At 60.2% G+C, this 12,874-nt stretch carries 14 protein-coding genes; 6 read left to right on the top strand and 8 right to left on the bottom strand.

What is annotated here, in order from left to right:
- Positions 1–45: 45 nt before the first annotated feature.
- Entirely contained in the window at positions 46–531 is a 486-nt protein-coding gene (purE, locus tag ACLB1Z_RS03830) for a 5-(carboxyamino)imidazole ribonucleotide mutase (protein ID WP_409563224.1), read from the top strand.
- Between the two features lie 10 nt (positions 532–541).
- A complete protein-coding gene (locus ACLB1Z_RS03825; RefSeq protein WP_409562112.1) occupies positions 542–1,633 on the top strand; it encodes a 5-(carboxyamino)imidazole ribonucleotide synthase in 1,092 nt (363 codons plus the stop codon).
- 2 nt (positions 1,634–1,635) lie between these two features.
- On the opposite strand, the gene ACLB1Z_RS03820 is transcribed toward ACLB1Z_RS03825, so the two are convergent.
- Positions 1,636–2,019, bottom strand: a complete 384-nt coding sequence (locus ACLB1Z_RS03820; protein WP_409562111.1) for a hypothetical protein — start codon at positions 2,017–2,019, stop codon at positions 1,636–1,638.
- An 83-nt stretch (positions 2,020–2,102) separates the two neighbouring features.
- The gene (locus ACLB1Z_RS03815; protein WP_409562110.1) at positions 2,103–2,645 is read right to left on the bottom strand and encodes an SgcJ/EcaC family oxidoreductase; all 543 of its coding nucleotides are present in this window, start codon (positions 2,643–2,645) and stop codon (positions 2,103–2,105) included.
- Positions 2,646–3,284: 639 nt separating this feature from the next.
- On the opposite strand from ACLB1Z_RS03815, the gene ACLB1Z_RS03810 reads away from it, so the two are divergent.
- The 3 genes from ACLB1Z_RS03810 (at position 3,285) to ACLB1Z_RS03800 (ending at position 4,824) form a co-directional block, all read left to right on the top strand.
- Complete coding sequence (locus ACLB1Z_RS03810; protein ID WP_155831159.1) at positions 3,285–3,656, top strand: hypothetical protein; 372 nt, start codon at positions 3,285–3,287, stop codon at positions 3,654–3,656.
- Positions 3,657–4,101: 445 nt separating this feature from the next.
- Entirely contained in the window at positions 4,102–4,506 is a 405-nt protein-coding gene (locus ACLB1Z_RS03805) for a hypothetical protein (RefSeq protein WP_409562109.1), read from the top strand.
- A gap of 189 nt (positions 4,507–4,695) precedes the next feature.
- Positions 4,696–4,824: a hypothetical protein gene (locus ACLB1Z_RS03800; RefSeq protein ID WP_409562108.1), complete on the top strand. Its 129-nt coding sequence runs from the start codon at positions 4,696–4,698 to the stop codon at positions 4,822–4,824.
- Positions 4,825–4,951: 127 nt separating this feature from the next.
- Here the strand turns inward: ACLB1Z_RS03800 and ACLB1Z_RS03795 are convergent, their stop codons facing one another.
- The 4 genes from ACLB1Z_RS03795 to ACLB1Z_RS03780 all read right to left on the bottom strand — a co-directional run bounded on the left by ACLB1Z_RS03795 (position 4,952) and on the right by ACLB1Z_RS03780 (position 9,474).
- Positions 4,952–5,935, bottom strand: a complete 984-nt coding sequence (locus ACLB1Z_RS03795; RefSeq protein WP_409562107.1) for an HAD family hydrolase — start codon at positions 5,933–5,935, stop codon at positions 4,952–4,954.
- A 71-nt stretch (positions 5,936–6,006) separates the two neighbouring features.
- Entirely contained in the window at positions 6,007–6,909 is a 903-nt protein-coding gene (locus ACLB1Z_RS03790) for a formate/nitrite transporter family protein (RefSeq protein ID WP_409562106.1), read from the bottom strand.
- Positions 6,909–7,613 carry a TlpA disulfide reductase family protein gene (locus tag ACLB1Z_RS03785; RefSeq protein WP_409562105.1) on the bottom strand — a complete coding sequence of 235 codons (705 nt, stop codon included), beginning with the start codon at positions 7,611–7,613 and terminating at the stop codon, positions 6,909–6,911. The genes ACLB1Z_RS03790 and ACLB1Z_RS03785 overlap by 1 nt, the downstream gene beginning before the upstream one ends.
- A gap of 88 nt (positions 7,614–7,701) precedes the next feature.
- Positions 7,702–9,474 (bottom strand): ArnT family glycosyltransferase, encoded by a 1,773-nt coding sequence (locus ACLB1Z_RS03780; RefSeq protein WP_409562104.1) that lies wholly within the window; start codon positions 9,472–9,474, stop codon positions 7,702–7,704.
- A gap of 59 nt (positions 9,475–9,533) precedes the next feature.
- Between ACLB1Z_RS03780 and pyrE the strand changes: the two genes are divergently transcribed.
- A complete protein-coding gene (pyrE, locus tag ACLB1Z_RS03775; RefSeq protein ID WP_409562103.1) occupies positions 9,534–10,112 on the top strand; it encodes an orotate phosphoribosyltransferase in 579 nt (192 codons plus the stop codon).
- Between the two features lie 66 nt (positions 10,113–10,178).
- Here the strand turns inward: pyrE and ACLB1Z_RS03770 are convergent, their stop codons facing one another.
- Both ACLB1Z_RS03770 and ACLB1Z_RS03765 read right to left on the bottom strand, forming a co-directional pair.
- Entirely contained in the window at positions 10,179–10,850 is a 672-nt protein-coding gene (locus ACLB1Z_RS03770; RefSeq protein ID WP_013946213.1) for a dienelactone hydrolase family protein, read from the bottom strand.
- A gap of 104 nt (positions 10,851–10,954) precedes the next feature.
- Positions 10,955–12,544: a phosphoenolpyruvate carboxykinase gene (locus tag ACLB1Z_RS03765; protein ID WP_409562102.1), complete on the bottom strand. Its 1,590-nt coding sequence runs from the start codon at positions 12,542–12,544 to the stop codon at positions 10,955–10,957.
- Between the last annotated feature and the right edge of the window lie 330 nt (positions 12,545–12,874).

Here is a 12,874-nt window from a genome sequence, read left to right as displayed (position 1 = left end):
ACGCGGTTTCCGTTTTCGGGGGCTTTGGACGCCATCATGAGCCGGATCAGGCCACACGTCGGCATTATCATGGGAAGCCAGTCAGACTGGCCGACGATGAAGCATGCCGCCGATATTTTAACGGCTCTGGGCGTTTCCTTCGAGACCAAGATCGTCTCCGCCCACCGTACGCCGGACCGTCTCTATAGCTACGCCAAGGGTGCCAAAGCTGCAGGCTTGAAGGTCATCATCGCCGGGGCCGGCGGCGCCGCGCATTTGCCTGGCATGGCCGCCGCCATGACGGTGCTGCCGGTATTGGGCGTGCCGGTGGAATCGAAAGCCCTCAAAGGTCAGGACAGCCTGTATTCGATCGTGCAGATGCCGGCGGGCGTTCCGGTCGGCACGCTCGCCATCGGCGAAGCGGGCGCCAAGAACGCGGGGCTGTTTGCCGCGGAAATTCTGGCACTCTCCGATCCCGGCCTGGCAGAACGCCTCGAAGACTGGCGCAAACAGCATTCGGCCGATGTCGCCGAGACACCCGTTCAGGGTTGAAGACCGCGCGATGACTGCATTCCCTCCCGGCTCAACCATCGGAATTCTTGGCGGCGGACAGCTGGGCCGCATGCTTGCAATGGCTGCCGCGCGCCTCGGCTTCAAAACGCATATCTATGCGCCGGACGCCGACAGTCCGGCATTTGATGTCGCTTCCGCACATACGATCGCTGATTACGAAGATGAAGCGCACCTCGCGGCCTTCGCCAAGTGGGTCCATGTCGCGACCTATGAATTCGAGAACATCCCCGTTCGCACCGTCGAATTTCTGTCGGCGCGCATTCCTGTTCGTCCCGGTGCCAAGGCTCTCGCCTGCGCCCAGGATCGTATGAACGAAAAATCGCTCGCGCGCGAACTCGGCGCCATGACGGCCGACTTCGCTGCGATCGACAGCTTCGCCGATCTCACCCAAACGCTCGACGGCGGCTTTGCCATTCCGTCCGTTCTGAAGACGCGCCGTTTCGGCTATGATGGCAAAGGCCAAGCGAAAATCTTGACGCGTGCGGACGCTGAAAGCGCCTGGGCAGCGATGCGCGATCAGCCTTCGATACTGGAGAGCTTGGTCAATTTCCGCGCCGAAGTCTCGGTCGTTGCAGCTCGCGCCACCGATGGCAGCTTCAAGGCCTTCGACGTGACCGAAAACGAGCACCGAAACCACATTCTGCATCGCTCCGTCGCGCCGGCCGTGCTTTCACCCGACGTCGCGGCGGAGGCCGTCGCCATCGCGCAGAAGATCGCTGAAAGGCTCGATTACGTCGGCGTGTTCGCGATCGAGTTTTTCCTCGTCGCTGAGGATGGTGGCCGTGACCGGCTCTACGTCAATGAGATGGCGCCGCGCGTACACAATTCCGGCCACTGGACGATGGACGGCGCGCTGACCTCACAATTCGAGCAGCACATCCGCGCGGTCGCTGGCTGGCCGCTCGGCGAAACGACCCTGAAAGCGCCTGCCGCCGAAATGATCAACCTGATCGGCGACGATATCCTGGCCTGGGAGAAGATCGCGGCCGAGCCTGGCGCCTTCTTTCACCACTACGGCAAGAAAGAAGCCCGCCCTGGCCGCAAGATGGGCCACGTCAATTATCTGCTGACGAAGAAGTGAGTTCAACGCGCGCTCCGTCGATATGCCATCGTCGATAGACAAGCGGCGAGCACGAACACCGCCGGCGGCAACAACCCGCGAACAAGCGGCACGTAACCGGGCAGCACCACGACCAGCACCCAGACCGCGTCTGCCCAACCGACGACAGCAAGATTGAGCCAAAATCCTAATCGATCGTTCTTCGCCACGCGCCACAACGCAACGACGATTGCAAACAGCGAGATTGACAACATATAGGCCGCGAGCTGCAACAACCGCCCTTGCGCAATGCCATGCTCATCGAGCGCCAGCATCGTGATCTGCCACGAGACATAAATGTGAAATGCGCCCCACGCCGCATAAAGGAGGGCAGCGGATCGCGAAAGAAAGCGCGTCGTGACGATCATGTCCGCTCCCTGCAAAGCCTCGAAAGGCATTCGCATGGAGCAACGAGTGCGTTACACGCAAAGCAAGCGGGGCGATTCGGCCGTCAAAGCATTGAGCTTTCAAGCGGCTGATCGAGCTTCCTCTCGTCGCCGCCGAGCGTATGCTTCACGATCCGCCAGTTCCCGTTCTGCAGCGCGAACTCGGCGGCGAACCGCCCGCCCAGCAAATCGCGTGTGCCCTTACGAGCGCCGGTCACGCGATAGAGAATGAAGCCACTCGCGACAGCCGAATTGCATCCTGGCGTCACAGTCATCTTGACGACGACCGGCTGCGGATGCCGGGCGAGCAGTCCGGCGTAAAAATTCCGAATGGCATCTTTGCCGACCAGCGGAGCTGACTCTTTCGCGGGGATCAACGTCGCATCATCCGCATAGAAATTTGCAAGCTTGTCCGCTGATCCGGACGCGACAGCCGAATTCCAGCTATCGAACAATTGCGAAATCACCTGCGGCGTCGGCGTGGTGCAGCCCAATTCGTCGGCGTGAACCGTGCGCGGAATAAGAAGCGCGGCCGCGACGAAAGCCGTCATGGCAAAGCGAAAAACAATGGACCTTGTGATGGTATCTATGGGCAGCGAAGAGATCATGGCGATACGTCCCTATCCTTCCCTCGAAGGCTATCCCGTCGCGATTTCCCGACCGTTTAATCGGCTATTGTGCGCTAATACCCTGCACAAACCCTTGCTACACTGCGCTAAATCAATTTCCTGCATTTGAATTTGTTTTTAAACGCAGATGCCGATGACGTCGGTTCGCAAGTATGTTTCGACGGCGCGAGCCCTATCGTTTCAATTGCACTTTCGGACGGCCATGATTGCGACCTTCCCCCGCTTCGGTCGAACTCGGTCGACATGCGCACCATAAGACGCAGCTGCCCAGTCGTTGCATGCCTTTGCCGGCCGCCCCCACACGAACGCAGACCGACGAGCCACGACGAAATTTCTATCCGACGACAGGCTCTGAAAGCACCCTTAGCGCAGCGCCCCAATCGCGGTTGCTTCCGTCCGCACGCAGCTTCGCGATGCACATAAAATTCCGGATTTTGCATAACGGGCCCGCAGCCGGAATCCGGCGCAGGACGCGCATTTTCCCACTGCGGTTCATCCTCAGTTAATCGTGCATCCGTTTTGTGGGAACTGCAGCGAATGAACGCCGTTGAGCGGATACCGATTGTGTCGGTATACGACGCTTCAGTCGCACCCCTGAAAAATACCCAAGGAGCCACAATGAAACGCATAATCATATTCGTGATGGCGTTGATGACGGCCATGGCAGTGCCGGTCATCGCCGAAGCGAGACACGGAGGCCATCACGGCGGCGGTCACCACTTCGGCAGACATCACGGCGGCGGTCATCACTTCCGTGGCCACCGCGGTTTTCGCGGCCATCACTTCCGCGGCGGACGCCACTGGGGCCATCGCGGTCATTGGCGCGGTCACCATTGGCGTGGCGGTCGTCACTGGGCAGGACGTCATTGGCGTCGCGGCCACTGGCATGGTCACCGTCGCTGGTGGCGCGGACGCTGGTGGGCCTATGGCGTCGGTTCGTGCTGGCGCTGGTCACCGTACTATGACCGCTTCGTCTGGGTCTGCTACTGACGTCACCTGAACGAGCGAAGCACGCATAAACGTTCCAACGGCCCTGCTCGCGCGGGGCCGTTTTTTTCACTTCGCTATGATGAGCGACCTGCACCGGCCATTCACCACATATCGAGATCAAGGTCTTTCTCGACGGGTAAAGACTGCGAGATCATCGCCGTGACTTTGTTGAGCGGCGCCGGAAAGAAGCGGCAGCGCGCGCCAGTCGCGGCTTCCTTCGCCGCTTATTCGGAATTTGATGCATCACAACATCATCTCGCGCTGCAATGACGATATTTTCTTAACGGAATTCACGTCGAAATCGGGCGCTCGATTTACATAGTCGCGCATTCAGCCCGTGCTATTAAATTCGAGGAACTACGGCGGATAAACGCCGTTGAGCGATCACCGGTTTTATCAGCCTTGGTCACTTTGATTGCACCCCAAATAAAACCAAGGAGCCACAATGAGACGCATAATCGTATATGTGATGGCGATGATGACGGCGTTGTCGATGCCGCTCATTGCCGAAGCTCAACCAAATTTCGCAAACCCGGCTCTCCGCACGCAAGCGGCTGAGCACAACGGCATCGACCAAGTGAGACGAGGCGGCGGTGGATTCCGTGGTGGCGGGTTCCGCGGCGGACGGCATTTCCGCGGCGGTGGCCGCCACTGGAACGGCGGCCGGGCTTGGCGTGGCGGACGCGCTTGGAGAGGTGGCCGTGCCTGGCGCGGCGGACGCTACTGGCGCGGTGGTCGCTGGTACGGTGGTCGTGGCCGTTATTGGGGTGGCCGCTGGTGGGCCTACGGTGTTGGCACCTGCTGGCGCTGGTCGCCGTACTATGGCCGCTTCGTGTGGGTCTGCTACTGATGTAATCTGAACGTGCGAAGCGCACACGAAAGTTTCGACGGCCCCGCCTTGCACGGGGCCGTTTTTGTTTGCGCGCAACAGAAGCCGTCGAGAAAAACGATCGTCACGCCGCGCACTTGACACCACACCGCCGCCAAGGCGATTGATGCGTCAACGGTTGAAATCAGAAAGCTTCAGGAGACGCAGGCTTTGGACACCAAATCAGTCATGATCGGAATTCTTGTCGTCGCCGTCGTCGTCCTCGGCTACCTCCTCTGGGACGCGAACCAGACGAAAGTGAAAGTCGACCTGCCAGGGATCAAGATCGAGGGGCGTTAATTGAAGTAGTCAAAACTCAACACCGTCACCCCGACGCAGGTCGGGGTCCAGTCAAGCCAAACAATTTCTAAGTTTTTCAATATTTGGTTGGATCCCGGCCTTCGCCGGGATGACGAAGAGAGGTTTCCTAACCCAATCCCCGCGCCTCTTCCTGCACTTTCACATCCGCGATGATGCGGTCGAGAAGCAGGCACGTTCGCTTCCACAGGTCCGAGCCTTTGCGGTAGTCGGCGCTGGCGTAGAAATCGCAGCGCCCGGCGTTGAAAAGCTCGATGCACTTCGTCTCGCTCTCGTCCGCCCCGTGCACCGCAATCGCGTGGCCGCCGTTCTTTTTCAGAAGCGCCATCGACGGCACGTCCGTGTCTCCGTCGCCGAAGTAGATGAAGTTCGAAAACGGAATGGGCCGCTCGTCCTCGGGCATGTGCACGTTGATACTGCGCCCGAGATCCTCAATGCCCTTATTGATGCGGAACAGAAACTGCGTCTTGCCGGTGTCTGAGATCACACGCTTCGGAAACGGCAGGTCGTAAGCGTCGAACCAATACTCGCTGGCGAACACGTTGGCGAAGTGCCGATAAATCTTCGTGCCCTCGATGATCTCCGTCAGCCCCGACGACACGAGATAGTGCTTCACTGAGATTTCCGCGTCGCCCGCGCGCTTCTTCACATAAGCGTGCATCGCGTCGAACCATGCCTCGACGCCGGGATACAGCTCGACCGTCTTGCCCTGCGCGACGAGATCGGCACGATCGATGCGGACGTTCTTCTCCTTCGCCTTCTTGTACATCAGGTGCATGTAAGTGATGAGGGCGTCGGCGCGCTCGGCCTTGGCGATGCGCGTGCACTCGGCCCAGAACTCTTTCGGCTCGATGCCGAGCTTCGGCAGGAACGCATATTCCTGCATCGGCTTCGGCGACAGCGTGCCGTCGAAGTCATAGACCAGCGCGATGACTTTCTTGTTTGCCGTAACCGTTTCCGCTGCGCTGAGCTTGCCGGTCGCAGCGGCCTTGGCTCGCGCGCGTGGAGGGCTTTTCCCGGACGCATCCGTCTCGCGTTCCGCAAGCCGCCCGGCTAAGCCGTTTCCCTGCCTTCCACCAACCCGCTCGGCCATGAGCCTCTCTCCGCTCTCGACTTGTAGAGCGGAAAGAAACGTGATTCGGGTGGCGCAAGAAAGTCGGACGGCTATTTCCCGTCCGGATCGGCGTAGATTTCCTCGCGAACCTGCGCGTAGCTCAGCACCGAAAACAGAACGGTACCGCCAAAAACATTGCCCGCCAGCGTCGGCATGAAGAAACGGAACAACGCATTCTCAAGCGTCGTGGTGCCCGTCAGCACGCCGTAGATCGCTTCCGCGCTTCCGGCAACAATGTGCGTAAAGCCGAACAGCGCGATCAGATACGTCAGCAGAGTGATGATCAGAAACTCGACGTGCTCCGTCGATGACAAGATCCAGACGAGCGCCGCGATGATCCAGCCCGCGCCGATGCCCTTGGCGAACATCTCGCCCGGTGTATTGGCCATGACCCTGCCGACGATGTTGCTCATCGCCGTCGCGACGTCGACCGGCACGATCGGCAGGAAGGCCATCGCCATCGCGAAGATCAAACAGCCGACGATGTTCGCTGCGAGCACGATGCCCCACAGGCGCACCATCCGCAAAACCCAGTGCAGCTGCTTGCGCGCCATGATCGGCAGAACGGCCGTCAGCACGTTTTCGGTAAAAAGCTGCTGATGCCCGAGAATGACAATCAGGAAGCCGACGGCATATCCGAGCTTGGCAATAACCTCGGTCGATCCACCTGCAGGCAGATGCGCAGCAATCGCCGCTTCGGTCAAAAACGAAAAGCCGATCGAGATGCCCGCCGCCACGCCCGACCACCACAGCGCCGAAACCGGCCGCCGAAGCTCGATCTCGCCCTGCACGCGGATGATCTCATATACGACCGCCGGGCGATGGCGCACGCCTTCTCGGACCTGCTGCTTCTCCTTGCGGCTGAGTCCGGAGCCCGGCGACGGATCGTTCGGTTTGGAGGGTTTTTCCTCCTGCGCGGTCTCAACCTCGTCTTTCGGAGGTTTAGCCGCCATCAGTGCTTGCAATCCGGACCATGCACATGGCCGGGAAGCCCGTGCGCGACGCCATGATCGTGGTCGTGATCATGCCCGTGATGATGGTGATGATCATGGTCATGTCCATGGTCGTGGCTGTGATCGTGTCCACAGCCGCATTCGTCGCCATGCTCATGATGGTGATGCGCTTCCGGATCGACGAGCGCCGCCGCAAGCTTGCGCTCGAGCGCAATTGACATCTCTCGCGGGCTGTCCTTATCTTCGATCAACAGCGCCATCACTTCGGCGCCGAGGCGGAAATCATCGACCGCACCGAGATAGTGCCGGCGCAGGCGCCCCTGCCGATCGAACAGCAGCAGCGCAGGCGTGCCTTGCAGTTCATATGCCTTCATCGTCTCCGGCAAACCGTCGCCGTTCGGCTTATCGAGCGCAACCGGAATGGTGATGCCGTTCTCGTTCAAATAGGTTTCGACTTTTTCCGGCGTCTGCTCCTCGAGTCGCTCGAACGGCATGTGAAGTCCAAAGACCGCCACTTCGTTCTCTTCGAACGCGCCGCGCAGACGCATCGCCTGCGGCAGACCGAATTTCTGCGAGCCCGGACAAACGAGCTGCCACACGGCAACGACGATGACTTTGCCCTTTTCGGCCTTCAGCGTGCGCTTTGAATCCGAGTTCAGCCAACGCTGGGCGGCAATCTCGGGCGGGCGTTCCGGGTTGAACATTTTTGAAACAATCCTCGGTTGATCTGTCGGTTATATAACACCGCAGCCGCCCTCTGCGCAGGGGCTTCCGGCCTGGATATTCGGTACTTCAGTCGCAGTCGCCTGATTTCTCGAAGCCGATGGGCGCCGTCTTCTCGGAACAGGAAAACGCCGCCGGCATGGTGCAGGGTTCCGCGGGGTTAGGCGAATAAATGCGAAAATAGAGCGGGCAGCCGCGCATCACGTTGTAGGCTGAAACACATCCCGTGGGCTGCGCCAGGCGCTCTTGCGATTTTGACTGAAGCGCCCAATTCGTCCGTTTCGCCCACCGATCTTCGACAATTGACAACGTCGGCGTCTTGGCTGCGAAACGCTCAGCCAACGCATCCGGGGTCTGCCGCTCGGGCGGAATGTCGAGAAGAAACCGGCCCGACGGTTCGCGAAACCCGATCATGACCGCATCCTGCTTCGGACAGGCGGCAATGGCCGTCGCGATCATCTGCGCCGGCCAGATCCTGTCGATGCTGGGCAGCACGACGCCGAGCAGCGTCACTCCGAACAGTCCGAGCGCGGAAACGCCCACCGCCGCCCAGCGCCGCAAGTGCCCTTCGCGGCCAAGCTGGCCGGTCCAGATGAAGAGCGACGCGATGACGGCGATAAGGACCAGCGCGAGAAGACCCGGCAACTCGCCGACGAAGGCATAGATAGCTGCGAAAATCGCCAACGGCAGCGCCGCGAGCGCAGTCGGCCAGATCCAGAAGCCGCTCCATTCCGGCTGCTTGCCGTCGCCCCGCTCACTCGTCACGACCATCGCCACAGCGAGCGCCAGTGCCGGAAACATCGTCTGGACCATGTAGGTGCCGGGCTTCGACGACAGCCCTTCGAGATAAATCAGGTATCCGATAACCCAGGCGAGCAGGAAACGCGGCAATCGCTGTTGCTCGCGTTCGGCCCAGAACCGTTTGACGGCGGTGCCGAGCAGCATCGTTCCAGGGATGAAACCAAGCAACAGCGCCAGAACAAACGTGCCGGGAAAAGCGCGAAGCTTCATGTCCTGCGCACCGCCGAGCGCGGCAAGAAACTCCCTCCAGCTCAGACCCGAAAACGCCACGCCGTCCTGATGCGCACGCACCAACAGCCACGGAGCACCGAGCACCAGCGCTATCGGCACGCCAAGGACCGGGCGTAACCGCTTCAGCCACGATAGATCGCGATCAAAAACGTAAAGCGCGATCAGCGTCGCCAGAACAAGGATCGGAACCAGAAGCGCATTAATGAGAATGCCGATACCGACCGCGACCCAGAACAGCAGCGCCGTTCCGATCGGCCCTTCCTCATTGGTATAAATGCGCGCGAGCGCCAGCATCGCCACCGTCGCGGGTAACAGCGACAACCCCTCGGCAATGGCAAGTTGCGAGACGAGCACTGTCAACGGCGCGACCGCAAACAGCGCCGACGCAATCAGCGCGGTCTCCGCTCCGACCAATCCGCGCGCCAGCCAAAACAGCGCGAGGACTGCCAACGTCACCGCCAGAAACGACGGAATGCGATAGACGCTAATATCGCGATCATGCGCTGGTCCCGCCAGCCATCGCGCCGCACCTTGTGCCCAGAACGTGCCGATCGGGCGATATTGGTGCACGACGTCGCCAAACCGCGGGCTCGTCCAGTCGCCGCGGTCGACCATTGCCCGGGTCGTCTCCGACCAAATGATTTCCGTGCGATCGACGGGCGGCAGGCGCACGAGACCCGGCAAATAGACGACGGCACACAGCGCCAGAAGCGCCAGTGACGGCAACCACGGTCGCTCCGTCAAAGTCGCCCACCAGGTCCACATCGTGCGCTGGCGATCCACTGCCTCTGCCCCCTCGAAACTTGACATGCCTTCGGAACTCGGGTGTTTGCGCATCCGAACGACAAAACGCAAGGGCTTCTGTCCGAATGCCAGGAAAATCGGCCGACCGCGCCGCCCGCCGGGCGCGACTTATCGAGCTCATTAAGTCGCGGTCCTTCCAGGAGGGGCCGGAATTCAAGCTCGCGTCAGGTAAAACATCGACTTTTTACTTTAATATGAAACCGACGATGCTCGATAGCGAAGGGGCCTATCTCGTCGCATCGCTGATCCTCGATCAGCTTGAAGGTACCGACGTCGACCTCATTGGCGGCCTGGAAATGGGCGCCGTGCCGATTGCATCGAGCGTGGCGGCCGTTGCTTTTACCGAAGGGCGAAAGCTGCCCGCCTTCTTCGTGCGCAAGCAGGTCAAGGAACATGGCACGCAAGCGCTCGTCGAAGGACTGGCGAAGGGCGAAAGCATGGCCGGCAAGAAAATCGTCGTCGTCGAAGACGTGACCACGACCGGCGGCTCGGCCTTGAAAGCGGCTGACGCCTTGAAAGCGGCCGGCGCCGACATCGTGCGCGTCATCACCATCGTCGACCGCTTAGACGGCGCAGCCGAAACCTTCGCCTCCGCCGGCCTGAATTTCGAACCGCTGCTGACGCTGGCTGATTTCAAGAGGTAATCGTCATCCTCGGGGCCGACCCGAGGATGAGAGAACTTCAGCCAATAAAGTCACAGAAGCTGCAGCCTACCCGAGCTTCTGCTTCAGAAATGCGCTCGTGCGCTCCCACGCAAGCTCGGCACAGTGACGATCATGAACAGAGCGCTGCTCGTTCATGAACGCGTGGCTTGCATCATAGCGGTAGAACTCGAACGCCTTGCCAGCTGCCTTCAACCCCGCCTCGAACGCATTGACGTTCTCAGGCGTCACGAAATCATCGCTGTTTGCAAAATGCCCCTGCAGCGGAATTTTCACATCCGCCGGCTTCGCGACCGCATCCGGCGGCAGGCCATAGAACGAAACCGCCGCGGCAAACTCCGGAACGCGGCACGCCGCCAGCACCGTAACGGCACCGCCCATGCAGAACCCCGCCACCGCAACCTGTGGGCTCGACTTCAACAGAAACTGCGCTGCGCCGCGCACAACCTGATCGCATGCGTCGAGGAAGTTCAGCGACTGCATCTCGCGCAAAGCGCCTTCGCTATCGTGATAGGGAATAACGGTTCCGGCATAAAGGTCCGGCGCTAACGCATCGTAACCGAGAAGCGCAAAGCGATCGCACAGACCCTTGATCTGTTCCTGCAGTCCCCACCATTCCTGGATGACGACAACGCCCGGCGCATTCGCGGTGCCTGCGAGCGAAAGGTAACCCTCGGCCGTCTTGCCGTCGGGACGTGTGAAAGGAATACGGGTGCCCATGCTCTGACGCTCCAGTTTCTGCCGGCGCGCCTTTCTTAGGCATCGTAACGCGGATGATCAACGCCCGAGGCGACGCACGTGCCCCGCCTCGAGCGTAACGCGCGTTATTCCGCCGCGATACCCGGCTGCACGACGGGGCTTGCCTTCATGACCTCAGCGTCGACGTAAGCCGCAAACTTCGCGAAGTTATCGTGGAACATCTGTGCGAGCTTAGACGCCATGGCATCGTAGGCTTTCGCATCGGCCCACGTCTGGCGCGGATTGAGGAGCTTCTGATCGATCCCGTCCATCGCCACCGGAACAGCGAAACCGAACACCGGATCGACCCGCATCGGCTGTTCTTTCAACGTGCCGGAAAGCGCCGCATTGAGCAGGCCGCGCGTCACCTTGATCGGCATGCGCGAACCCTCGCCGTACTTGCCGCCGGTCCAGCCCGTGTTGACGAGCCAGCAATCGACGCCATGCTCAGCAATGAGCTGACGCAGGAGGTTGCCGTAGACGCTCGGATGGCGCGGCATGAATGGCGCACCAAAGCACGTTGAGAAGGTCGGCTTCGGCTCCGAGCCCATGCCCTTCTCCGTGCCCGCAACCTTCGCCGTGAAGCCTGAAAGGAAATGATACATCGCCTGACTCGGCGTCAGCTTCGCAATCGGCGGCAGCACGCCGAACGCATCGGCCGTCAGCATCACGATGTTCTTTGGATGTCCGGCCGTCCCTGTCGGGCTTGCGTTGGCGATGGCATCCAAGGGATAGGCCGAGCGAGAATTCTCAGCCAAGCGATTGTCGTCAAAATCCGGAATGCGCGTCTCCGGATCAATCACGACGTTTTCAAGAACCGTGGCGAAGCGGTTGGACGCCGCCCAGATCTGCGGCTCCGCGGCCTGCGACAACCGGATCGTCTTCGCGTAGCATCCGCCCTCGAAATTGAAGATGCCCTTTTCCGACCAACCATGCTCGTCGTCACCGAGAAGCTCCCGCGACGGATCAGCGGACAATGTGGTCTTACCCGTTCCCGACAACCCGAAGAACACCGCTGAATTGCCGTCCTTGCCGACATTCGCCGAGCAGTGCATCGGCATGACATTCTTCTGCGGCAGCAAATAATTCAGATACGAGAACACGCTCTTCTTGATTTCGCCCGCGTAGCTTGTGCCGCCAATCAAAACGATGCGCTTCGTGAAGTTACAGGCGATGACCGTTTCGCTCCGCGTGCCATGATAGAGCGGCGCGGCGCGAAAGCTCGGCAGATCGACGACCGTGAACTCAGGCAGGAAGTTCTCAAGCTCGCTCGCTTCAGGCCGCCGCAGCAGATGGCGAATAAACAGCGATTGCCACGCGTGCTCGGTCACGACGCGCGTGTTGAGCCGGTGCTCGGCGTCGGCGCCGGCATAAAGATCCTGGACGAAGAGTTCCTTGTGACGCGCAAAGCCGACGAAATCTGCAAGCAGGCGGTCGAATTGCTCTTCCGACATTTCCTTTGCGTTGTCCCACCAGATCGCGTCATCGGTCTGGTCGTCGCGAACGATATATTTATCTTCCGCCGAGCGGCCCGTGTGCTGCCCAGTCTCGACGCCGACGGCGCCGCTCGTGGCAAGCCGGCCCTCGCCGCGCCGAATGATGAATTCCATCAACTCGGCCTCGCGGAGATTGCGACGAACCTTCTGAGAGGGCAGTGTGGGAAACAGCTCGGTCATAAGATTTTAGCCCTTTGGGGTAAGCGCCTATCGGCGCAGCGCACATATAATCACGCCAGCGCTGCGAACCATCGATGGGCGAAAAACGCACCACTCGCCCATTTGTGCCGCACAATAAAATCGCTCCGGCGGGATCGTCCCGCTGTTGGCGGAGGACAGCTGTAAACTCAAGCCGTTCTTAGGTCCTACTTGGGACGATAAAAGGGATAAGAACGCGAAAAAACCGGTAACACTGTGTTACCGCTCAGAATTCCTAAGAGTCGTCATTACGCGGACCATGCGGCGAATAAAGGCCGTAAACAAGCGCTTTTCTGCATTTGTAAGCTGCGA

Origin of the sequence: Hyphomicrobium sp. MC8b, assembly GCF_905067615.1 — a bacterium.
Taxonomy (GTDB): domain Bacteria; phylum Pseudomonadota; class Alphaproteobacteria; order Rhizobiales; family Hyphomicrobiaceae; genus Hyphomicrobium_B.
The sequence above is the reverse complement of the archived record's forward strand: the minus strand, read 5'-3'. Positions and strand labels throughout refer to the sequence as shown.